This is a genomic window from Paenibacillus sp. J31R30, from assembly GCF_059692115.1.
Genome location: NZ_JCAUAV010000002.1, coordinates 1,027,746 through 1,052,216, shown reverse-complemented (window position 1 = coordinate 1,052,216; position 24,471 = coordinate 1,027,746). Strand labels below are relative to the sequence as shown.

The window sequence follows — 24,471 nt, the reverse complement described above, 5'->3', positions numbered from 1 at the left end:
GTCTGTACTCCTTTATCCGAGATGCTTCTGTCTATCTGTCAAGGCCTTCTATACTAATCAAAATAAATCGGATTCGTTAACGCAGCCATAAGCGTCAAATTGACCTCTTGAAAATGCTGCCATATTTCGGCGCGTACAAACGTTGTCCCCTGTGCATCCATTTGGATGGCAAGCTCACCTTCAGATGACACTTCAATTTCTTTTTCCAAACCAACATTGCTGATTAGTTTTACCGTATCTCCGACTCTCAGATCGCGAGCATGTAAAGTAACCTCTCTGACTGACTCCCCTGATGGAACAACATCTCCCATCATATAAGTACCGCAATTCAACTGTACAAAAGGTCCTTCCGGCGCATACGTAATCAGCACATGCCCGAGGCCGATAGCACTCAAAATGCCATCTACGGTTTTCTCAGAAGCATACACCCATGTACATGGCATCGCATGTTTCACATACGGATCCGGGCGATGGGTATCACTGCCGCCAACAGCAACAAGTCTTCTGCCGGAGACGAGTTGATCATGCCACCATTGCATGGCTCTCGCATTACGATCTGTGAACGGCCCATTCCATACTTCTACCCAATCGTGATCGACACTGAAATCCCATTCCCACGGGCAAAATTCACAGTGCGGATGATTGATGACGATTTTGGCGCCATTTGCACGCGCCTCAGCAATCTTGGCGTTGACATCTTCCTGATCTTTCACTCGAAAATCAAGAATTGGATCCGTGACACCCAAGAAATTACTATGTCCAAAGTTTGTGGTAAATTCCATGCCAGGTATCATGAGAACTGAGGTATTTCGCGGATAAGTCAGATTTTGACTGACTGTATTGTGATCGGTCATGGCAATAAAGTCGCAGCCAAGCTCCTCCATAATTGCCGCATTTTCTTCCAGCGTAAACGTGCCATCACTGTTCACGCTATGCGTGTGCAAATCACCCTTCAGCCAGCGAGGGGTCTTATACAGAAATTCGATGGTAACGTGAACCGAACAACCTTCGCTCGGTACCTTGTAGGCGTTATGCAATACCGCCCAGTCGCCTGGCGTTAAGTCACCCGACATATAGCCAGGTGTCGCTTTATCCAGTCCAACACGAAAACCTTTGCGCGCGCCGCCGCTCCAGCCTCGCACTCGGCCTGTATCTCTCAGACCTAAGTCGATGATAGCTCTCTGTTCGCTGTGCGATTCAATCGTATACGATACCACAAGCTCCTCAACATGCTCAGGCATTTCAAAAGGTACTTCGATATAAGCGCTTTGCTCCGAATGGGCAATTTCACGCGTAATTGTCAGTGTTGAACGATTCCATGCCTCTGTTTTCATCGATTATTCTCCTTGATTGTCTCTGTTGTAGGATAAGCGTACAGATGCAATGATCGGATAATGATCCGAAGGGTAGCCCCCATTGATCTGTCTTCTGTCTACGATCGTTTCTAGCAGTTCCACCTCGGGTGATACGAAAATATAATCAATTGGCTCCGAATCTGCTCCACCTTTAAAATCGTGTGCAGTTCGGCCAATGATTCCTTCAAACGCGGTATACGCGTCTTTCAGCCATCCTTTCGTACCTTCACCTTCCGACGCTCCACTGAGATAGCGGATCGTCGGGTCGGTTGGATGACTATTCATGTCACCTAATAGAATGACAGGTAATGCATGTTCGGATTTATGGGAGCGGATATACTGCCAAATGACCTTAACGCCATTTTCTCTCGCTTTTTGGCTGCGATGATCCAGATGGGTATTGTACACGACGAACGCCTCCCGACTGTTCAAGTCCTTGAATCGAACCCAGGTACACATTCTAGGGAACATGCTGTCCCAGCTTTTGGATGCAACAACTTCCGGCATTTCCGATAACCAGAAATGCCCCTCTTCCAGCACTTCGAGCTGATCTCGCTTATAAAAAATCGCATTATGCTCATCCTCATGCTCACCAAACCGACCGATGCCGATCCAATTGTACGCTGGCAGCTCTGCGTGAAGCTCAGTCAGCATGTCATAATAGCCTTCCTGTGTGCCAAAAAGAATGGGATCGTGCTCGTGGATCGTTTGTGAAACACGCTTAACCCGATAGGGCCAAGCATTGTCCCCATCTTTCGGCTCGTTGTACCGCAAATTGAATGTCATGACCTTCCACTCCACCGAATTACACCTCTTTTAGTAATTATTCTTTGACAGAACCAAGCATAATGCCATGGATAAAGTACTTTTGCAGGAACGGATAAATGATGAGAATCGGCACCATGGAAACCACAATTTTGGCTGCGTTCAATGTTTTATCGGAAACTTTCATTAGCATCTCAAGTTTAGACGAATCCAATTCCAACAACGCGTTCTGACTAACAACAAGCTGTTGGATATACGTTTGCAGCGGATAAAATTCCGCACTACGCATAAAAATCATACCGTCAAAGAAAGCATTCCAGTGACCCACGATACTGAATAACGTAACGGTCGCCATCGCTGGCAACGAAAGGGGTAGATATACTCTAAGCATCATATACCAAGGACCTGCACCATCCATGTAACCCGCTTCACTTAGCTCCTTCGGCAAGTTTCGGAAGAAGTTCATTAACAAAATAACGTTAAATACGGGCACAGCTCCCGGCAGTACAAGTGCCCAGAGCGTGTTAAACATTCCTAATGCCTTCACCGTCAGATATAAGGGGATAATCCCCCCGCTAAATAACATCGTAAACAACATGAACCACATATACACGGTCCGCATCGGGAATTCTTTGTTGCTTCTAGACAATGGGTACGCCATCATGACTGTCAACACGAAGTTGATTCCACCACCTAGCAATACACGTTTAACGGATACAAGAAATGCATTGAAAAAATGCGGCTCTTCCAGAATTTTGCGATAGGATTCCACAGAGAACCCAACAGGCCAAAACTTAACGAGCCCTCCTGCCGCTGCAGCGTTATCGCTAAACGAGACGGAGAATACGTGCACAACAGGTGCAAGCGACAGGAATGAGATCACTAGCATTACTAAGATGAGAACGGCTTCGGTTACCTGAGCGGATATGGTTTTATTGCGTACCATGGGTATTCACCTGCTTCATTAGAAAATTCTGTAATTTGCATATTTATAAGCTATTTTGTACGAGAGAATGATGAGTATGAATCCGATCATCGATTTCAACAGACCGACGGCGGTAGCTAAGCCATATTGCGCCTGGACAAGACCTACCCTATAGACATACGTATCGATAATATCGCCAGATTTGTAAACAAGCGGATTGTACAAATTGAAGATTTGATCAAATCCTGCATTCAGAATATTACCTATGCTCAAGGTAGCCAACAGAACCACTGTTGGTACCAAACTTGGCAATGTGACATACCATAACTGCTTTAATCGATTAGCTCCATCCATTTCAGCGGCTTCATACAGCGAAGGATTAATACCAGCTAGGGCAGCTAAATAAATGATGGCAGCAAATCCGAATTCCTTCCAAATATCTGAGCTAACAACAATGGTAGGAAACCAACTATTTTTCGCCAAAAACATAATCGGTTCGAAGCCTAACATTTTCAACGTACTATTGATAATGCCGTCCAAAGACAGCATATCCATCACTACCCCTGCTAATATGACCCAAGAAATAAAATGGGGCAGGTACACAACCGTCTGTACCCATCTTTTGAAGATGCTAAATCGAACCTCATTAAGCAAAATTGCGAATGTGAGTGGAATGATCAGGTGAGCAATAATTTTACATACAGCTATAAATACCGTATTAAAGAAAATGGTTTTGCTATCTTCCAGTTGAAACATGTACGTGAAATTTTCTAACCCAATCCAGGGGGAGTCCCAGATACCCAAACCAATTTTGAAATTTTGGAACGCTATTGCGATTCCGAACATTGGAATGAGGTGGAAAATAATGAGAAGCACAATACCCGGCAAGAGCATCAAATGGTAGTGCTTGTAAAAAGATTTAATATTCATCAGCGATACACCTCGGGTTCTCTATCCTGATTGTACAAAGAGCGCACCACCAATCGGTTAGGCGGTGCGCTCTTTTCATTTCAGTTTACTTTTTGGATTTGCTGAGTTCATCCGTTACTTCTTTCGTGATTTCGTCGCCGCCTTGTGCTTTCCAATCGGTAACGAACTTATCAAATGCATCAAGCGGCTTCTCACCCATGACGATTCCGAAGAACGTTTCTTTCTCTAATTTTTGCAAATTAGCCCATTTTCTTTCCATCGTTTTGGTATTTGCTGTGAATTCGCTATATACCTTATTCATGTTTTGCTTCAGCAAATCTGCTGGTACCGTGTATCCGTAGTAACCTGACCAATCTTTCAGATCTGCTTTAGGATTAGCTTTGTCACGTGTTGCCTTGTCAAACATTTCTTTCATTTCTGGACTCAACTCTTCAGGCTTGGTTTGCCCACCTAGTGCTTTTTTCAACATATCTGATTTTCTTTCCACTGCATCTGCATAATCGAAGGTCGCATTTCCGATTGGCCAGTGTTCCGCACTTACCGTGAAGTCTAGTTTCAAAGCATCTGGATCTACTTTACGCTGAGCATTAATAAATGTGTTCGCGTAGATCATTGCGGCTTCAGGATTTTTCATCCCTTTCTTCACGACAATAAACTGTGTACTTACAGGCACCATCATTGTGTTCACTACGCCTTTAGCATCAGGGATCAAATACGGTACGAAATCCGCCTTTGGATTGAGCTTCATCGTATCTGCAGCCAAACCACCGGACCACCATGGTCCGAAGAACATGCCTGCTTTACCAGAAACGATATTCTCGTTCGGATCTTTGCGCAGAGCAAATTCCTTATCAATGGCACCAGCTGCATACATCTCACGCAGTTTGCTTAGCGCTTGTTTCGTTTCTGGTGTAATGGATGCATATACGACCTTGCCTGAGCTGTCTTTGATCCAGTTGGAAACGCCTTCAACTCCGCCTGAAGGATAAGCACCAAACGCTTGGAAAATACCTTTAAAGTCTCCACGTTGCGCTTTACCGTTTACTGCCAATGATTTCTCGAAACCGGCGATTCCCATTGTATCGGCTTTTCCATTGCCATCTGGATCTTTCTCAACGAAAGCTTTAGCAATAGCCGTAACATCGTCAACCGACTTCGGCGGCTGAAGTCCTAATTTATCCATCCAGTCCTTGCGCACCCACACCATACTTGCCGCATCGGCTTGAACGCTAATATTCGGAATCCCCATCAATTTGCCTTTATAGCTTGCTTTATCAAGTGCTTTATTGTTTGTTGAACCGTACAATTCCTTAGCTAAAGGGGAAGCATACTTTTCATAGACTTTGCTTAAATCCTCAATTTGGCCAGCTTCAGCTAACGCTAGGAAGATTTGCTCATTTACAAGCATTACGTCCGGTAGATCGTTACTTGCGATCGCCAACTTCATCTTTTGTTCATGATCCTGTGATGCCGCATACCATAATATTTTAAAATTGATATTCGTTTTTTGTGAGATATATTTCATGTACTGGTTACTCTCTACAGTATCACCAGCTGGTAACTTCGCCCCTGGGCTTAAGCTTTTGAAAGTGGTAACTTCAATTGGATTCGGCATTTTAAATGGGTCTACTTTAACGTTCGAATCCGCTGTCGTTTGTCCGCCGTCCTTAGTAGTCCCTCCGTTGTTGCTTGAACATGCTGTCATTAGAACAGCTATTGCCATCATGGAAATTAGAGCTTTTTTATTTTTCATAATGCCCCTCCTCTTTAATTACCCTACACTTACATCTTAAAGAAAATGAAAGGCATTCGGGTCAATTTCTGTCTTATGTTTCGGAGCAAATCGTCTCGTAATCGGCATCCTTTGAACATGAAGTAGACGAAAGTGCACTTTCTAGGAGACGATTTGCGACCAGCCACTGGATTAGCTCTGATTCTTGCGAAACTCGCCAGGCAGCATCCCAGTCAACTCCCTGAATACTTTGCTAAAATATTTCTCATTCGGATATCCCGCCTGCGTAGCAATCCACCCAATCGATTTCCCGGTTTGTGTAAGCATTGCTTTCGCATGGTTCACCCGTACTTCACGGATAAAATCGTTAAACGTTTTCCCAGCTATATCCCGAAAACAGCGACTGAAATAGCTGCGGCTCATATTCACCCTTTTGGCGATATCAGGCAATAAGAGATCATGTTGAAACTCAGCATGAATAATATCTACTGCCTTCCATATACTTGCATTCACTTCTGGTGAGTACAGCCCCTCGTCCTCTTCTTCGAAAGTAGGAATGCTTGGATTCGACACATTTGTGTCCCTTGTTCGCACATTTTGCTCTTTCATTTTGCTTACAATCCTTCTTAATACCTCATCCATCTGCTCATGTTCAAGCTCCACCTTCGTAATGTAATCTAGAGCCCCCAAACGAAGCGCTTCCTGAATGAGTTCGAAATCCTGATGAAACGTCAATACGACCATGCTCATATCCCTATATTTTTCTTTCACACATCTCATTAAATCAATACCTGACATCACAGGCATGGCTAAATCGGTGATTAGCAAGTCAACTTGATTATTTTCGAGGAACTCCAATGCTTTTTTACCGTTGCCAGCTTCACCTACGACTTCTAAATTATGCTCACGCCAAGGCATCATCGTGATGAATCCTTTGCGAACCAAGTGATCATCGTCCACAACCATAACCTTTATCATCAGACTACTCCTCCTATCGGGAGACGAAGTACGATCGTCGTCCCTGAGCCAACTGTGCTTTCAATATGGAAGCTTGCAGCTGAGCCAAATTGGAACTTCACCATTCGGTATACATATTGCAGCCCAATCCCCATGCCTACTTTCTTTTTCTCTAACGTGTTTTCACTCATTAATTGAGCAATGTCTTCCTCTGTCATGCCATCTCCATTATCCGTCACTTCAATAATGACATGGGACACGCCATCTTCGATGACATTGACTTCGATAACGCCATTGTCTCCTAAGCCATGGTATAACGCATTTTCTACAAGAGGCTGAAGAATAAACCTGGGAACGGGCAGTTCAAGTGACTTGGAATCTGCCTGAATCTTCACATCAAAATGAAAGTTATACCGGATGCCTTGCAGCTCAACATAATTTTTCAGAGCGTCTATTTCATCCTTAATTTTGGCTGGCCCACCTTTACCGAGATTGTAATAGAGCACTTTGTTCAACGTGGACACCAATCGATCAATATCTTTCTGCCCATTGGCACGAGCCAGCCATCGTATCGTATCGAGCGTATTATGAATGAAATGCGGATTGATTTGGGTCATTAATTTCTCAACCTCGAGAAAGGCTTTGCTTTTTTCCTTCTGCTCTACCTGAGTAATGAGTTCGAAAATTCGACTTCTCATCTCCGCAAACTCTTTGTAAATGAGGGCAAACTCGGAGATCTGCGATTGTCTTCTTGGGAACACTTCATTACTGCTTTTTACATTACGAATATCTGTACTTAATAGATTAAGTGGACGATATACCGTTCGCCAAATGACCCAAGCAATAAAGAAACTTGCGATTAACGTTAGAATGGCAAAAAAGGCAAACTGCTTCATCCATCTATATACTTCGAGATTATATACGGAATTCGGAACCGCAGACATAACTTTCCATGTTTGATTGCTTGATTCCTCGAACATTCTGTATTTACCTGAGATGTCCTTGTTCGAATCATTATCGACATATACCGTCCCTACTGGAAAATCGGTTGAATTCTCGCTATACACAATTTTGCCATGATTATCGAGGATGAGATGCACTAAGTTGCCGCCGAACTGATCTTCGTCTTTCAGGATACTTTCGGCCAATTTAAAATTCGTTTCAATATAGACATAAACATCATCTCGAGCCGGCAGCTCAACTTTACGGAGGATCGATAGGACTTGATTGCCATCAATCGGGTTTAAAGAAAGATGCGGTCCCATATAGGTAAGCTTGTCGAATTTGATAAGTACAGGAAGCTGCTTAAGGTTATAATTGTCACTCACGCTAAAATTCTCAAACAACACCTGATTATCATTTTCAAAATAATAAAACATCAATCCAAGGGTCGGATTCGTAAAATGAATCAAGCCTAACTCGCTTCTGATCTCATCGTTCAATCTCTTCTTCTCATAGATATCAGCTGCCAAATAGCTTTCAAGGCTTTTGCCAACCCTTCCATCAAAAGCAAGCTGCTGCGAAGTATGATTTAACTGGCCGAGCGTATCTTCCAGCATTAATCTTACTTGATGCAAATTGCTAAGAACCCCGCCCTCCGCTTTATTTTGCAAAATAGCGTACATCGAGAAATAAGAAATGCTTCCAATAATGATTAGCGGAGCAAGCGAGCTTATAAAAAGGATCATGATTAGTCGGTATTTCAACGAATGCGGCTTCGGATGTAAACTTGGAATTTTGAATATTGTCATACTTAGCCTCACTTTGTTTGGGATCGTCAGGTAAATTTCCGAATGACTGCCTGAAGTCCACAGTATGGTCAATCACCTAGTATTGCTTAGTATACAAAACAAATAAAGCGCTCACAACCGTTAATCTGTGTGCGGCCAAGTGCATTTTTTCTATTTTTAGACAGTTATTTTTGAAATAAAATTTCAATAAGAATTAAATAATTAAAATATTATTGCATTTATTGGCATTTTTAATTATCATGATAACAAGTTTATTAAACTATCAATTTGAAGGAGGCGAAATCATGTTCAGATTTACTAGATTTAAAAGACAAGTTTCTATGCTGTTATCCCTTGCAATATTACTGAGTTCTTTTTCAGGCTTGCATGTAAACGCTTCCGAAAACGAGGGAGACCATCCGGCTACTGCTAGTACAGCAAGCGTAACGAGCTCCACGTATAGCAGAATAGAACTTGCCGCTGCTTCGCTCATGATTGCTCCCAGTTCTATTCAAACTTATACACTTACTGCTTACGATTCGGGGGGGACTCCCGTCCAGATTGGATCGGATCAGGTAACGTGGGAAGCGGACAGCAGCATTGGTACTATCTCCTCTACCGGGGTACTGATGACCGCACCAGCTGTGGCTAGCGGTTTCGCGCATGGATATGTACGTGCTAGCTATGATGGGCTTATGACTACTAGCCTGGTTCTTGTAGGATATAACGTTGCAACTGTATTTGAAGATTTTGAGAGTAAGGTCAAAAATGGTAAAACAGTTATTTCCGCGGACAGAACAACTTCGACAGCTCCAATCGCACCGCCATCATCATCTGTCCTAGATATTGTATACAGACCGGAAAATCCCGTCCTATATGGCAACACCTCTGCCAAGTTGTCCTATGACATGTTATTGAGTCCTCCCGGAACTTTCGGTGTCTATGTGAGCTTGCATGATTTAACATCAGGCAGTTTGAATCGTCCTATTCCGGGAAACCCAAAAAAGATTGGTGTCTGGGTCTATGGGGATGAGTCCAAACATTGGCTCCGTGCAAGATTAAGGAATATTACGACGCCAACCGTCGTCGCAACGATTGACTTCGTTCCCACTGCAACAGGAATAAGCTGGAAGGGATGGCGGTATGTTACGGTCGATATTCCCACCAACCATAAATTTATGGATCTCTATATCGTGGAAACGAACAATACTAGAAAAAACGCTGGAGTTATCTACTTCGATCAATTGAGCGTATTTTATACAGACACCACAACGTTTGGTTTAGATATTCAAGGTCTCACTCCGATGAGAGTTGGACAAACAAGAACCGCACAAGCCTATATTACGAAAAAGGATAGCGTTGCTCCTGAACTCACAACTAGCGGCTTAACTTATTTGAGCAGCCAACCTGATATCGCTTCGGTAGATAGCAATGGCCAAGTAACAGCTCTAAAGCCAGGTAAGACATCCATTGTTGCACTCTATGCCGATGCTCAGCCAACGATCTATGAGCTAACGGTTAGTAATACTCAGCCAGCTGTCGATTCACTTGAATTGTTTGGCGCCTCCACGTTGGAAGCAGGCAGAACAGATAATATACAATTGATGGCCAAATATGCAGGACAGCTTGCCAAATTGGATGTTACCGCTGATAGCGGCGCGATGATTACAAGCTCTAATTCAAATGTAGCTGTAGTGGAAAGCAACGGTAAAGTAAAAGCTCTGAGCTTAGGTACTTCCACAATTACTGCTGCGTTCGGAGGTCAAACTGCTTCTTACTTAGTAACCGTTATTGCGCCAGTACCCGTCCTTTCAAAAATTCAGTTGGCGGATATGAGCTCATTAACAGTTGGCACTACCCTCACAGCTAGCGTAAATGCAATCTATACCTTACTTGATCAACCGCAATCTCCTATTAAGTTGACACAAGGAGTCACCTTCACAAGCAGCAAACCAAGTGTAGCAACGATCGACCCAACCGGCGTTATATCAGCCTCTACAGTCGGGGTAACGCTTATTACTGCCACATATGGAGCTAAAACGGCTACCTATTCGCTGGTTGTCAATCAGGTTCAGACTGCCCCGAAACGAGAGATGAGAGCCGCATGGGTAGCATCGGTTGAGAATATTGACTGGCCGAAAAAAGGCGTAGTCAATGCCGAACAGCAACGGCAAGCTTTCAAAGATATGCTAGACAGCCTAGCTGCGACAGGCATCAATGCGATTATGACACAGGTAAGACCCACTTCGGATGCGCTTTACCCGTCTGAGCTTAATCCATGGTCGGAATGGTTAACAGGAATACAGGGCCAAGATCCGGGATATGATCCTCTAGCTTTTATGATTGAAGAGGCTCGTAAGCGGAATATGGAGTTCCACGCCTGGTTCAATCCCTACCGGATTCGAAATGATTTAGACACGAGTAAACTTGCAGTGAACAGCCCGGCGAAACTGCATCCCGACTGGGTTGTTACCTATGGTGGAAAGCTTGGCTACAATCCCGGTATCCCAGCTGTGAAACAGTATGTTATAGACAGCGTAATGGAAGTTGTGAAAAAGTATGACATAGACGGTGTTCACTTTGACGATTACTTCTATCCATATCCAGTTACAGGCGTGGATTATCCGGATAGTGCTGAATTTGCACAGTACGGAACGGGCCTCTCCTTAGGGGACTGGCGTAGAAAAAATGTGGATTCCCTCATCCAAGAATTATCACAGGAAATTAAGCAAGAGAAACCCTATGTACAATTTGGCATCAGTCCATTTGGTATCTGGAAGAATAAGACAACCTCTCCAGATGGTTCGGATACGAACGGATTGCAAAGCTATGATACGATTTATGCAGACACGGTCAAATGGATTCAGCAAGGCTGGATTGACTATGTAACTCCGCAATTATACTGGTATATTAACTACGGTCCTGCCGCTTACGATAAATTGGTCGATTGGTGGAAAGAGCAAGTGAAAGGAAGAAACGTCAACCTGTATACAGGTAATGGTGTTTATAAAGTCGGTGAAGACAGCGATCCGAATTGGCACGATCCTGAGCAGATTCCGAATCAGATTAAGTACAATCGTAATTTTGCTGATGTGAAGGGTACTATGCTCTTTGGCGCAAGCAGTGTGTTGAATAATCCGTTAGGCATGAAAGATAATCTAGCGAATTCTTTGTTCCGTTATCCTGCCTTATTGCCGCAAATGAGCTGGCTCGATTCGGATGCCCCTGATGCACTGCAAGTGGTTTCCGCTCAATCCGTTAGTACGGGTGTTAACCTAAGCTGGAACGATGCACAAACAGACACCGCATACTATGTCATCTACAGAGCACAAGGCGAAAATGCACCAAACATTGATGATCCTGCTACCATTATGAAGCAAGTCAGGAAGCAGTCAGGTACAGCTCAGAGTATAGTGGATACAAGTGCGTTGTCCTCCGAGACATACACGTATATCGTGACGGCCGTGGATCGTCTTCATAACGAAAGTCCAGCTAGTGAGAGTACGACTATTACTTATGTTCAATCGGAATCAGGGCAAGATCCAGAAGCAAGTCCGGGACCAAATTCAGGGCAAGGTCCGGTGTTGATACCTGCTCCAACTACTGCTGTCCAAGAGATTCAAGTGTCTGAACTGAAAAGCACGAATGAAAATCAGGTAACGATAACCGTTAAACCTAGCGTGGAAACCATTCAGTTGCCAGCTAATACAGCTAGTTTGGTTGGAGGCAATAAGGATCTTGTTCTTCAGTTGAATGCCTTATCCATCATCATCCCTAACTCCGTATTAGCAGCAGCTGAGCAAGTGATTCCGAGCAACGACAGCACTTCTAAGCTCATCTTCTCCGTTGTCCCTGTTACAGGAGAACAATTGACATCCTTGGAGGTTAAAGGCGGAGATGCGCATGGAGCTAATCTTCATGCAGCTGCCGTATATCGCTTGAAGTTAACTGTTCAGAATTCTGATGGGACGAATACGGAAATCAATAAATTTGTCAATCCAATGCGTTTCACCTTTGCAGTTCCGCAGGGGATCGATGCTTCCAAAGCACAAGTCTATTATGTGGCTGAAAATGGTGAGATGACCTACCTGGATGGACAATTATCGAGCGACAAAAGCTCAATTTCAGCGAATATTTCTCACTTCAGTACGTATGGCATTTTTGAATTCAACAAGCAGTACGATGATGTTGCCAATGGGCATTGGGCTTATTCAGCAGTGGATGATTTGAGCCGCAAGCTTATTGTAAAAGGTGTGGATGATCATTCCTACGGTCCAGAGCGCAGCGTAACACGTGCCGAATTTGCTGCTCTTCTTGTAAGAGCACTAGGTTTGAAAGAAGCTTCCGCCACTCCGTATCAAGATGTGCAATCTTCAGATTGGTTTGCTAATGAAGTCGCAATTGCTCATCGCTTAGGGATCGTTACAGGAATGACAGATACCTTGTTTAATCCGAATGGTACGGTGAGTCGTGAGCAGATGGCGACAATGCTTGTGAGAGCCTACCTAATCAAGCACCCTACTGCAAAGGAACTAACTGAGGATTCTAAGTTCTCGGATTTCAAGAGCGTACAGGAATGGGCAAAGCCATTCGTTAATCAAGCTGCACAACTAGGCTTGGTAACGGGGCGTGAAGAACATGTATTTGCACCTTCAGCAATCTTAAATCGTGCAGAAAGTGCTCAAGCTATAGTGAACTTGCTTCACCTGATCAAATGAGAAAAACCCACCCCGTATTTGCATACCGGGTGGGTTTTTAATTTATTTCCTCCAAAAAGTTGAACAATCTGCCTTATCCACCATGTTAAACTCGATCATTTTGGCAAGTAGTGAGAAATCAACTGGGCTATTCCACTTGATACGTACCAACTCCTTGGTGTGATCATAACCTGCCTGCACAATGTCTTCAGCAAACTGAGTAATTCCTACTTTTTCAGGGGCAACAGCCAAATGATGTTTGGCAACGCTAAAGCCAATAATGAATGTGCCGTGATCGGTAAACATGGGTTGATTCCATGCAATTTTTGGCATTAAATTCGGGTATTTCTTAGCTACCCAAGTCAACACTTCTTCCGTTCGTTCCCGATGTTCCAGGTTATCAATATGTGCGATAAATTCTGCAAAAACTTCCATCATGTTCCCTCCTCCAGAGTATTATACTATTATTCCCCTTTAATTCCATTATCCTGCCGTTAGAGTCAATATAAGCATTCATTTGTCCAAATTTTGCAAAGAAAACGGTTTCACTATCCCCCAAGATGAAGAGGAGATCTATATCGAGTAATATCGAAGGAGTTCTTTCCCCATGACGAATACTAAGAAATTAAGTTTGTTTGCCATTACATGGCCTATCTTTATTGAATCGTCATTACAAGTGTTTATGCGAACCTCTGATACGTTCATCGTGAGTCATGTGTCGGATGAAGCCGTCGCAGCGGTAGGCGTTAGCAATCAGCTCATTATTTTTTTATTCTTGCTGCTCCAAGTGATATCAACCGGTTCAGCCATCGTCATTTCTCAATATTTAGGTGCGAATAAAATTAAAGATGTCAAAAAGTTTGCAGCTGGAGCAATCTCTCTTAATTTCCTTTTCGGCTTTTTGATAAGCATATGTATTGTTTGCTTCAGCAAACAGCTGCTCCAGCCCTTCGACTTGGAACCAGAGACACTGGGACAGGCGCGTATATACCTATCTATCGTTGGCAGTGCCTTATTTATTCAAGCCATCAATCTGACCATTTCGGCCATAACGCAAGTACATGGATACACTAGATATACAATGACGGTCAGCTTGGGAATCAATCTCGTCAATTTGACTGGCAGTATTTTATTTATTTTTGGTCCCTTCGGCTTTCCCAAGCTCGGCGTTCCGGGAGTCGCCATATCGGCCATATTCAGCCAATTACTCGGACTAGTTGTCTATGGCATGATTTTAACAAAGATCGTTCGATTGAACTTATCCTTCCGCGACTTTTACAAAGTCAAATTTGCAGAAATAAAAAAAATATTAACTATCGGTATTCCCACTGCCGGGAGTCAGCTCATCTACTCAGTAAGTCAACTGATGACAACATATTTTATTACTCAGCTGGGTGCTGAGATGCTTTCTACTCGGATTTATACACAAAATATAATGACGTTCATTATGGTGCTGGCCATTTCCTTGGGACGCGGGACTCAAATTATCATTGGTCGACTGGTGGGTGCAGGTGAAAAGGAGGAAGCCTACAAGCAGTTGTTTCGCAGTTTACTACTTAGCTTATTACTTTCACTTGCCGCGGTCACTTTGACCGTGTTGTTCAGAAAACAGTTGATCGGCATGTTTACGGACAACGTAGAAATCATTACATTGGGGGCTCTTTTGCTGACGTGTGGTTTCCTTCTAGAACCAGTCCGCTGTCTGAACATTATTATAGGAGAAGCTCTTCGAGCTGCAGGTGATGCGCGATTCATTCTCCTAATTGGCGGAAGTGTCCTATTGGGACTGTGTGTTCCGCTAACTTATTGGGTAGGCATACATATGGGGTACGGATTAATAGGTATGTGGGGCGTGTTCATCTTGGACGAAGCGTTACGAGGGATTCTGTTATTATTCCGCTGGAGAAGCAGAGCCTGGGAGAAAAAAGTGTTGGTGAGCAGAGAGGAAATGCACTAGGCGTTTCCCGTATTTTTTCTTCTGATTGGCTATGGAATGGCCCAATTATTACACCGGCAAGAAGAGAAAGGTCATGATTGGCCCTTTATACGTAAACTGTTTCGCCGACGGGGCTGGTGGCAGCTGCTTGGTTTTGCACATGCTGGCCCCGCCGAGAAGCTGTTACGCCGATTGACGTACCGAAAATCAGCAAGCTAATCATGTTAAACCAATCGACATTTTTAGCTTTCTAAATGAAATTGATTTCAGATTATTTATTATATGATCTATTTCCGATCGATCGGAGATCTCGATTTCCTTGCCGATACTCCCATTAAAAATCTCAATTTTTGATACCTCATCTGGATTGATCCTTATCATTTCACTTGGAACAACCCACCAATTCCGGATAATGGCAAATATGGAACTAAGTATACTTACTGCTAATTTTTTATTTATATGACCACCTCGAAAATTGAACAATGAAAGACGTTAGCTCCGGTTATAATTTAAAGCCACCTTAGAAAAGGTTTATTCGCCATCTGCACATTGTTCTTTGCTGCCCAATTAACTAAATCCACGATGCCGCTATCTTCATCCTCCGAAAACCTAAAACACATATGAAGTGGCACAAACCTCTTCCCATAAGGCTTTATTCCAATAATGGGTCTCAAATATCCCATGTTCATCATGACCTTAATTTCATTCGCTTGAATTGTACATCCGTTTAATAGGATTTTATTGTTATATATGTACAACTCCGTAGGTTTCTTAAATGTTCTGTACAATGTCAAGAATAGGATAACTAAACCAAAAAGAAACATTGCCATCATAACTACAAATAGGAATACGCTCTCCTCTTTATTCAATAGGTTAATTGCATTATTTAGTGATATCCAACTTAGTATCATCATGGACATTATGATTCGAATACTCGAAGGATTTTTTATTGAATGTTTTATAATCTCAATTTGGATTCCCTCCTTTACCTACACAGATATTACCATATTTTTATAAGTTTAGGTCATTATTTTCGTACTCCTGTCCAAATGTTAAAAGGCAACCGATCATGATCGGCTGCCTTTTCTTCATATGGTTTCCTTCGAGCCAATCCACCTCTACCGAGATAGGATGCTTTTCAGCTCCATTTCGCCTATAATTCGGTAATTCCGCTTGGCATACTGCCTGTGCGTTGAATGGAACGAATCTGAGAAGATGTTATCCGAAATCCAACTAGAATAAACGACGAAGTTACATTGTTAAAGTTGAAAACTCGTAAATCTCGAATGTTCTGGCTACCACTGAAAATTCGAAAATTCCCTGTAAAGTTGCGCCCTGAAAACAGTACTAACGAAACTTGACTAGGAAAAACAACATTTCTTAGCCGAAAACTTGAGATGATGTTGTCAAAACCGAATATTCCCAGATTTGAAACTGCCACGCCTCGTCTAAATGTTAGATTTCTTCCAGTAAAGTTAAAACCCGAGAAAAAAGTAACTCTAACATTTCGATTAAATATTAATCCCATCTCTATCACCTCTTAATCACAAGATGTAATAGTATATGAATTGGTTCATATATTGGCTTGGACTCATGTTATTCCTATGAATTTTATGTTGAAGCTACAGGTGTGTTAAACTGTTGGAAAATACTGATAGAGGTGATTCGTATGCGAAAAATCGCAGTCATTACTGGGGGAGGTCAGGGCATAGGACGAGCCATTGCTCTTGCTTTTGCTCAAGAAGGTTATGGCATTTCCATAGCGGATATTCATCAAGACAGAGGATTGGAGACAATTGAGCTCCTGCGGCCTTTTACAGACGATGCACTCTTCATGAAGGTCGATGTCTCTAGGAATGAGGAGGTCGAGCAATGGCTGGAACGTACGTCTTCCCTTTTGGGCAGCATCGATGTGTTAGTGAATAATGCAGGTATCATGCATAATACGGATGTGTTGGAACTTAGCGTTGAGCAATTTCAGCGGGTTATTTCCGTTAACCTGGGAGGTACTTTTCACTGCTCGCAGGCAGCAGCCCGCATCATGAAAGCACAAGAGAGAGGTGGCGCTATCATTAATCTCTCGTCAACAAGGGCTGCTATGTCGGAGCCTAATACCGAGGCATATTCGGCTTCCAAGGGAGGCATCTCTGCACTGACTCATGCGATGGCCATTAGTTTAGGCGGTTATGGCATTCGCGTCAACGCGATATCTCCAGGGTGGATTGAAGTAAGGGACGATGGCAGCTTTTCCCACACGGAAGCGGATAAAAGCCAGCACCCGGTAGGCAGAGTAGGCAGGCCAGAAGATATTGCCACGGCTTGTCTTTTTTTGGCTAGCGAGAAGGCAGGATTCATTACTGGTCAGAACCTAACGATAGATGGCGGTATGTCCGTTAAAATGATGTATGTCGAGGAATAATTGCCTATGGTATTCATTGAAAAAGTAACAAAGCCGCTCCATGACAGGGCATGGATAACAAATCGGATATAGGAAATCCTAATCCCTAATCAAGGAAGGGGTGGGCAGAGTGAAGGATGAGACAACAATTCCTCAAGAGCAAGAGCCTGCACGCATGGCAGAACTTGCGTTTAATCATGATTACGATATGATGCGTGCCTATGCCGAACAAATGAATGGCGTGGTCGAAGCTGGAGAAGAGGAAGAGAAAGCGTAAAATTGAAGATGAGTGCCGCATGTTATTGCGGCACTTTTTTTTGTTTTCACAAGTGGACTATAGTGAGAGCTTTTACTCAATTGGGGCTTGATGCCAAGATGCACCTTCTTGTTGACGTATGGCTTTCAGATTGACATAGAATGCAGCTGAAGCAGATGAGGTATAAGTAACGACAGGCAGTATGAATACGGCCATAATGACACTAGACCAATAAGGGTCCTCCATACCTACCCATGGGAGTGCTCCAATAATAATAAGCCCACCCATAATCGCGAGTAAATACCAGCCTATAAAGCTCAAGTGGAGCTTGAAAAAGTCCCATTTATGGCCTCTCATCATTTCTGAGCTGCGTTTAATGGCTTGAAGCGGTTTTATGCCTGGTTCATCGTTCAAAATGTAGAAGGTCATGGCATAACGAAGGCCTGCAATAATTCCTGGTATTATGAGTAAGAGGGTCCAGAGCAGGATGAAAAGTATGAACAGGAGGTAAGTCAGAAATGATGAGACAAATTGTTTGAATCCGTAAAATAGATCGGTGAACTGTGCACCTTCATCTCGATTCAGCTTTAGAAAATAATGCACAGAGCCCAGCATGAGAGCTCCGCTTATCAAAAAGCCTGCAAGATCAAAAAGCCAGTGCTTCTCTGGCCCCGTCAATGGACCGATTAAAGTGGCAACCGCCGTGACGAGCAGAGCTGCAACCCAGTTCTCTCTCAGACTCCTCCTTGCAGATTCCCTTAGTTCAGATGAATCCTTGTCATAATAATTTTCTTGGTTCACATTCATAGTGGTCCTCGCTTCGACTTGGAATATTTTTCATTTACTCTCAATAATAAGTAATCTATTCCATTCAGTAAAGAACCAAATTTTCAAGTAGGTGAATTGTCCTATCCATATACGAAAATCCCAGCCATTATGTCCCCCTCATCGTTCAGTAAAAATAGGGATCGCCGACTGCACAACAGCCGGCGATCCCTATTTAATAAACTATTTATATAACATCTTTATGTATGCCAATTCACATATTGGTTGTGAACTTACAACAATCAATCCTGTCATCATTTTGTACAAGGTAGTAACTTCCTTGCCGTAAGTTGAGATTGACTTAACTTCCAATTTAGTATTACCGTTGGTACTTTCCAAATCATGATTTAAAATATCTCCTAAGGAAATATCTTCAATAGCTCGCCCTTCTATCGTCCAATACTCTTCCCTTAAGTATTTTACTCTTCCAACCATGAACGCTTCAATTCCATTCATACCCTCAGTTCCCTTCCGTGAGATAGGCATCGGTCATTTCACCCTGAAGGTGCGGTGTCCGAAGCGACGCACGAGAATAAACGCGGCGGCCAAATAAACGAGAGTTATAATCATGACTGTTATAGTGAAAAGGAGCGCCGGGGCTTTCACTGCTATACTGAACCCGCATGCCGACGACATCACCAAGTTCACGACATAAAAGAAAGGATTTTTCACATTCAGTTCAGTCGAGTAAGGCTGAAAGATATAGTACATCAAGAGGTGATGGACGGAGAAAAACACGGACAGCACCAGCAGGCACACCCACAGCAGAAGCAAGTCCAGATTTATCGCTGCGCCGGCTGCCAGGGCAATCAACGTCAGCGCGGCTCCGAGAGCGGCGGCGATCGCCAGGTTCAGCCCCGTGATTCGGTACAGCCTGATGCGGAAATGCTGGTTCGCGGCATTCCGGTAGAAGCTGTAACGCAGCAGGCTGAGATCGCAGTTGTAAAATATGGCGCGGCACACCTTGTCCCCAACCGTCAAGAAGTTCAAAATAAAAGCCAGAAAAGGAAGAACAATCCCCAGGTTTGAACTCAGAAGAGCAGCCCGTTGACTGTCCAGCGCTGCAAAAACGATGCCTGCAATGCCCAAACCGCCAATGATCGCTAGTCTTGTATAGACCGGTTGCGCGATCAGGCTGCGATGCCGTGCGAAAAATAGCGCATTCAGATAAGCATAACCTTCCTTGCTTTTGAACTTGTCGGCCTGTATCGTCGTCAACGCGTAATCGCTGTCTTTGGATCGAACACTTGTTTTCTTCGCATCCGACATCATGCGCCCCATGTCCAATAGCGGATCGTCCCGTTTCGTTGCAACGTCAACCGCCGTTCGGTAATCGGGATACCTTGCCAGCCGTATCGCAGCGAAAATGCCTAGTGCCGCAAAGACGAGAACAGCAGGAAAACCAATTAGCAGCGTGCCGCTATTTGGCGTCCAATTGAGGAGCAGCGGTACATAAGCGGCCGTACAGCCAAGCCCGATCGTCAACCAGACAATCAAGTTGTTTCGGATCAGCACTATGCCAGTTTTCTCAAACAGCTTCAGATGCATATATTCGCAGAATACCCGCCAAAGCGTGACTGCTGCCGTTAACGACAGCGCTTGCGCGATGGAGGCACCCAGCAAAGAAGTAAAGAGCAGAAGTGCAGGTAAATAATAAACAAAATATGTGCAGTAACGATAACTGAGCGAAGTCCGCATATACGTGGCCGGCGAGAGCCGCATTAGCTTCACGGCGATGTATTTCTCCCGCTTCGGCTCCAGCACGGAGGCATTGATGCCACCGGCCACCACAAAGCTAAGCAGCAAAAAAATGTGCAAAAACAGCTGTAATTGGTCTTCCTGAGGCAGCGACCGATTCAGTGCAACGGCAGGCAAATAGACGAGCAGTCCTGTATATGCCAGCTTGGAAAACAGTCCCCAAAGCACGTTCAGAATGAGTGAGATGACGGTAACGGTTTTTTTGACACGCAGATTGGCGTAGACGGTGTCCGGTATCCGTCTGCCAATCAGCGGAAGCTTTTGCGCATAATAAATAAAACGATTGGCCGCAGAAGATGTCCGGATAGCGAGCAGCCTATTAAACGTTCTCAGCATGGCTCTCATCCTTTAACAAATGAATAATGCGCTGTTCGAATTCCGGACTGTGCAACATCTCAGCTGGAACGTCGGACAGCCGTCCATTGTTCAACACAACAAGCTCATCGCATAGATCGGAAGCCAGCTGTAAAATGTGGGTGGAGAAAATGAGGATATGATCGTTTTTCATCTCACGCAACATATTTTTCATTTCCAGCGCTACGATGACATCGAAGGAGGTGAGCGGCTCGTCGAGCAGAATGATCGGCGGTTTCGTAAGTAGGAACAGCAGCATCTGAATTTTGTTTTTCATCCCGTGGGAGTAGCTTTTGATCAGCCTGTGCCGGTCATCCTTCGCCATGCTCATCATGTCGAAATAAGCGTCGATGCTTAGATCCGGCTGCAGTTTGTCCCGGTTAATATCCATGTAGAATTTAACGAATTCGTAGCCAGTCAAAAACTCGGGTAGAATCGGCAGCGAGTACACATACCCGACATCCTCTTCACGGAGCTCCCGCACAACGCCATTATCCTCAAGGCGAGCTTGGCCCCCGTCCATTTTCGACTCGCCGCTCAAACAGTTAAACAGCGTCGTCTTCCCGGCTCCGTTGCGGCCGAGCAGTCCATAAATTTTTCCTTTCTGAAATTTATAACCAACGCCTTCTAGCACCTTTTTGTCGCCGAATTTCTTGTCGATATTGTCAAGGATCAATTGCAAGTATAACGCCTCCGTTCGCTTCGTATGTTGTGCCTCAACGCAAGACCATACACCAACAACTCTTTGGTACGTACCAGCTTTCAAAAAGTTTCTGAACTACATAGAGGTTTTTCCCTCGAATTTTAATTATATTATTATCCATCTTGCTCTCCCATTAATTAGTTATTGCGATCATTTGAATGCCCATAAATTACTAAACTTATAAGGTTACGGTTGATCATTGATTGAATAACTCACTCGTTCCACTAGCTGATTATATAGAAATAAGCAAGATTCGTCTTTTTCCGCTGTCAGTTCTTTAAACTTCAGGACAACAGCTTCTAAACTAAAGAACTCTGTATCAAAGTTTTTTTTGGCTTCTTTCACCTTATTTGGTTCTAAAAACTTGTCCAACCCATTAACTCCCTGAAGCTTTAATTTTTCCATTTGAGAGGCCAGTTTGTTAGAAAGTTGATCATATTTTTCAGGAGTTGCCGAATTATTTCTTTGCTTTATTTTCACATAAGTATGCATGTAATATTTGTACAAAGCTATTTGTCTATTGCCATTATGCCCCCACATTGTACCTCCACCATTGCGAATGTAATCAATCGTTGAGAGATGTGTAATGGATGCTACGAGTGTTTTATAAATAGTTTTCACTTTACTTTTCAATTCACTATTATTAGCAAGTAGGTTATTCATCTCCTGTTCAAAACAAACACCTAAGTTAGAAAACATTTGGTCCTGCCCTGCTTCAGATAAATCAAACTTGTGATTGGTATACTCCTTATAATAAGTTTCGATGATCTCGTCTTCGGTCAAATTAGAGGCCAATACTTTATTGCACAACTGTTTGTTTACTTCCTCTATAGGTAGAACTGTTGCCAAAGGAGATGATGAAACATTAGATTGTGATTTCATATTAAAATAGGTTACAACATCATTTATGTTTGTTATTTTCCCAGATGTATACAGACTCTTATCTAAGTTGAAATCAGACAAAAACTCCTTATCCTTCTGAATATAAATAGTTGGAACTGTGAATGGAACACTTCCCTCCGAACCAATACCTGTCATGTATTCGGCTAAAACAATAACATCTTTTTTCGCATCTTGATTTATATCTTTAAAGGAAACAGCTTTAACGGAATAGAAAGTCCATCCTTCAATAAACTTTGGTTTTGGAAACGTATATAACTGATTCCCTTCGAAATCATTTAAAGTAAGCAAAAGGTCTAAATGTCCCTCACCGTTTACACTTTTGGCTGATACGTATCTAACTTTCCCCCAAGATTCCAAATCCACATTAAAGGACTGTTCCGCGATTTCCACTACCTTAGAAATTCCGATTTGCGGAGATTCCTGAGGCTGAGGCATTGTCTGCATCGTTGCTTCCGGAAGTTTATTTGGAGATGGCGAAATGTTTACTGCTGACAATGAACTCTGAGAAGATTCTCTACATCCACTTAGGATTAACATCGAAATAAACAAAGCTAAAAACCATTTCATCTTGTTGTCCCCCGCTCTATCTACAAAACAGTGAATTTATATATAGAAACTATTTCCAGTTAATTATAACATGGAATATCAACTAATCCTTCAACTTTGCTGCCCGTCACGTCGTAAAGGGTTGCAACGTATCAGCTGTTATTAAACATAAGGAAAGTATGGATTTTACACACAACAAATTGTCCGCCCTATCTAAACCTCTATATTTGAGGAATCGATAAAGCGGACTTTTTGTTGGGTGATATTTTGTTTTGGTATATTTTAAAAAGTAGTATTGTTGTTCAGTACGTCTGCGAATATAGCAAAGAAAGCAATTGCAAGAATACCATATAATACAATAAAAATAAGAATCATCAATAAACTAGCTTTGGCGTAATTTGCCTTATTTTTGTTTGCACTGTCACCAAATGCCCAAACAAATAACATTACGATATTGACGATTGGAATCATCAAGATTAAGCTAGTAATTAGCCAATTTTTCACCGTCATAACCTTTTCTCTTTGATCTAGCCCATAGTTGGTTGTTTCCATCGACATTTTAAAAGTCCCCCTTAATCATCTATGTGAATAATTACCATTACTTAATATATCTGAAAAAGTGCAAATGTAAAGGAATATTTTAACAGATAATCAAACAGCGGTAGCCATGGACTTGAAAATAACGTCCTAGACTGCCGCTGTTTTATTGAACTATCGTGCTTCTTTAGCTTAATTGTGATAAAACCGATTTTGGCAGCTTGCAAACTACGCTGTAGGCGGGATTAAACATGTTGGCAATTTCATATTCCACTGCTTGTCCCATCAACAAGCTGGCTTCTGAAGATGTTAAGCCGAAATCCTCCTGCAGAAGCCGAAACATCTCGGTCGTTGCATGTTGAAGCGCCTGGTCAAGCGGCCGTGCATTGCCGATACACAACCAATGCGTGTCGGTTTCACCTCTCGGCCAGCCTATCATTTTACCTTTTTGAACGCTAACTGTGAACCGAACATCCATAGATATTTCGAGCCCTGTACCGATAATTTCTCCATCGCCTTGCAAAGCATGACCATCACCCAAATAAAACAATGCGCCTTTGGATGACACCGGAAAATAAACTGTAGAGCCTGCGACCAGTCCTTTATAGTCTATGTTACCGCCATACTCGCCGCTCGTAGCAGTTGAGATGAACTGACCATTGGAAGGCGCTACACCAAAACAGCCCAGAAAGGGCCGCAAAGGCAGCTTCAATTCAGCCAGCCCCAGCGTTGGCTCCTTGAGAAAAGCAACCCCCTGTGGAACATCCACCGTCCAGCGTACGATGTCCGATGCCGGCAATCCAGCAGCAACATATGGTTCAATAACTGATGGAGCAAGCATGTTCGTTGTCCAAGCCCAATCGCGGTTCGGAGTGATTGATTCGAATTGAACCGCTAGCGTATCACCGGGCATCGCTTCTTCTACATAGAAAGGTCCTGTCATTGGATTCCCTCGAGCAGCTGCGCTTTCGCCGTTGTTGTCCCAACCTCTCGCATCGACTGTCGTCGTAATGACCGTATCCCCATCCCGAATCGTCAATATAGGTGGATGCTGGCCTATCGTATTAAAATAAAGTTGTGGTATGAACTGATGAATCATGACTACTCCTCCTTGTCGATTGGATAGTCTATAGTTTCGACAACTGTTATAAATTTCCTACCCAG

Annotated in this window: 19 protein-coding genes; 4 read left to right on the top strand and 15 right to left on the bottom strand. The window is 43.2% G+C overall.

Annotated features, from left to right (window positions below):
- Positions 1 to 53: 53 nt before the first annotated feature.
- The 7 genes from AC58QO_RS10495 to AC58QO_RS10465 all read right to left on the bottom strand — a co-directional run bounded on the left by AC58QO_RS10495 (position 54) and on the right by AC58QO_RS10465 (position 8,415).
- Entirely contained in the window at positions 54 to 1,334 is a 1,281-nt protein-coding gene (locus AC58QO_RS10495) for a CehA/McbA family metallohydrolase (RefSeq protein WP_497265237.1), read from the bottom strand.
- Between the two features lie 3 nt (positions 1,335 to 1,337).
- Complete coding sequence (locus tag AC58QO_RS10490; RefSeq protein WP_497265236.1) at positions 1,338 to 2,141, bottom strand: endonuclease/exonuclease/phosphatase family protein; 804 nt, start codon at positions 2,139 to 2,141, stop codon at positions 1,338 to 1,340.
- Positions 2,142 to 2,178: 37 nt separating this feature from the next.
- A complete protein-coding gene (locus AC58QO_RS10485; protein WP_497265235.1) occupies positions 2,179 to 3,066 on the bottom strand; it encodes a carbohydrate ABC transporter permease in 888 nt (295 codons plus the stop codon).
- Positions 3,067 to 3,084: 18 nt separating this feature from the next.
- A complete protein-coding gene (locus tag AC58QO_RS10480) occupies positions 3,085 to 3,975 on the bottom strand; it encodes an ABC transporter permease (RefSeq protein ID WP_497265234.1) in 891 nt (296 codons plus the stop codon).
- An 85-nt stretch (positions 3,976 to 4,060) separates the two neighbouring features.
- On the bottom strand, positions 4,061 to 5,728 hold the full coding sequence (locus AC58QO_RS10475; RefSeq protein ID WP_497265233.1) for a type 2 periplasmic-binding domain-containing protein: 1,668 nt from the start codon (positions 5,726 to 5,728) through the stop codon (positions 4,061 to 4,063).
- A 171-nt stretch (positions 5,729 to 5,899) separates the two neighbouring features.
- Positions 5,900 to 6,685: a response regulator transcription factor gene (locus AC58QO_RS10470; RefSeq protein ID WP_497265232.1), complete on the bottom strand. Its 786-nt coding sequence runs from the start codon at positions 6,683 to 6,685 to the stop codon at positions 5,900 to 5,902.
- Complete coding sequence (locus AC58QO_RS10465) at positions 6,685 to 8,415, bottom strand: sensor histidine kinase (RefSeq protein WP_497265231.1); 1,731 nt, start codon at positions 8,413 to 8,415, stop codon at positions 6,685 to 6,687. Before AC58QO_RS10465 ends, AC58QO_RS10470 begins: the two co-directional genes overlap by 1 nt.
- Before the next feature lie 284 nt (positions 8,416 to 8,699).
- On the opposite strand from AC58QO_RS10465, the gene AC58QO_RS10460 reads away from it, so the two are divergent.
- Complete coding sequence (locus tag AC58QO_RS10460) at positions 8,700 to 13,112, top strand: family 10 glycosylhydrolase (protein WP_497265230.1); 4,413 nt, start codon at positions 8,700 to 8,702, stop codon at positions 13,110 to 13,112.
- 42 nt (positions 13,113 to 13,154) lie between these two features.
- Here AC58QO_RS10460 and AC58QO_RS10455 read toward each other — a convergent pair whose 3' ends face one another.
- On the bottom strand, positions 13,155 to 13,526 hold the full coding sequence (locus tag AC58QO_RS10455) for an iron chaperone (protein ID WP_497265486.1): 372 nt from the start codon (positions 13,524 to 13,526) through the stop codon (positions 13,155 to 13,157).
- A 172-nt stretch (positions 13,527 to 13,698) separates the two neighbouring features.
- Here AC58QO_RS10455 and AC58QO_RS10450 point away from each other — a divergent pair, with 172 nt between their 5' ends.
- The 3 genes from AC58QO_RS10450 to AC58QO_RS10440 all read left to right on the top strand — a co-directional run bounded on the left by AC58QO_RS10450 (position 13,699) and on the right by AC58QO_RS10440 (position 17,702).
- Positions 13,699 to 15,048 (top strand): MATE family efflux transporter, encoded by a 1,350-nt coding sequence (locus tag AC58QO_RS10450; RefSeq protein ID WP_497265229.1) that lies wholly within the window; start codon positions 13,699 to 13,701, stop codon positions 15,046 to 15,048.
- 1,648 nt (positions 15,049 to 16,696) lie between these two features.
- A complete protein-coding gene (locus AC58QO_RS10445; protein ID WP_497265228.1) occupies positions 16,697 to 17,446 on the top strand; it encodes an SDR family NAD(P)-dependent oxidoreductase in 750 nt (249 codons plus the stop codon).
- 109 nt (positions 17,447 to 17,555) lie between these two features.
- On the top strand, positions 17,556 to 17,702 hold the full coding sequence (locus AC58QO_RS10440) for a hypothetical protein (protein WP_497265227.1): 147 nt from the start codon (positions 17,556 to 17,558) through the stop codon (positions 17,700 to 17,702).
- Between the two features lie 72 nt (positions 17,703 to 17,774).
- On the opposite strand, the gene AC58QO_RS10435 is transcribed toward AC58QO_RS10440, so the two are convergent.
- From AC58QO_RS10435 to AC58QO_RS10405, 7 genes are all read right to left on the bottom strand, one after another.
- Positions 17,775 to 18,488: a DUF975 family protein gene (locus AC58QO_RS10435; protein ID WP_497265226.1), complete on the bottom strand. Its 714-nt coding sequence runs from the start codon at positions 18,486 to 18,488 to the stop codon at positions 17,775 to 17,777.
- A 201-nt stretch (positions 18,489 to 18,689) separates the two neighbouring features.
- Positions 18,690 to 18,962 carry a hypothetical protein gene (locus tag AC58QO_RS10430; protein WP_497265225.1) on the bottom strand — a complete coding sequence of 91 codons (273 nt, stop codon included), beginning with the start codon at positions 18,960 to 18,962 and terminating at the stop codon, positions 18,690 to 18,692.
- Between the two features lie 33 nt (positions 18,963 to 18,995).
- Entirely contained in the window at positions 18,996 to 20,600 is a 1,605-nt protein-coding gene (locus AC58QO_RS10425) for a hypothetical protein (protein ID WP_497265224.1), read from the bottom strand.
- Positions 20,584 to 21,300 carry an ABC transporter ATP-binding protein gene (locus AC58QO_RS10420; protein WP_497265223.1) on the bottom strand — a complete coding sequence of 239 codons (717 nt, stop codon included), beginning with the start codon at positions 21,298 to 21,300 and terminating at the stop codon, positions 20,584 to 20,586. Before AC58QO_RS10420 ends, AC58QO_RS10425 begins: the two co-directional genes overlap by 17 nt.
- A gap of 207 nt (positions 21,301 to 21,507) precedes the next feature.
- Entirely contained in the window at positions 21,508 to 22,791 is a 1,284-nt protein-coding gene (locus AC58QO_RS10415) for a hypothetical protein (RefSeq protein WP_497265222.1), read from the bottom strand.
- 261 nt (positions 22,792 to 23,052) lie between these two features.
- Entirely contained in the window at positions 23,053 to 23,328 is a 276-nt protein-coding gene (locus AC58QO_RS10410) for a hypothetical protein (RefSeq protein ID WP_497265221.1), read from the bottom strand.
- Between the two features lie 166 nt (positions 23,329 to 23,494).
- The gene (locus AC58QO_RS10405; protein ID WP_497265220.1) at positions 23,495 to 24,406 is read right to left on the bottom strand and encodes an acetamidase/formamidase family protein; all 912 of its coding nucleotides are present in this window, start codon (positions 24,404 to 24,406) and stop codon (positions 23,495 to 23,497) included.
- Positions 24,407 to 24,471: the final 65 nt, after the last annotated feature.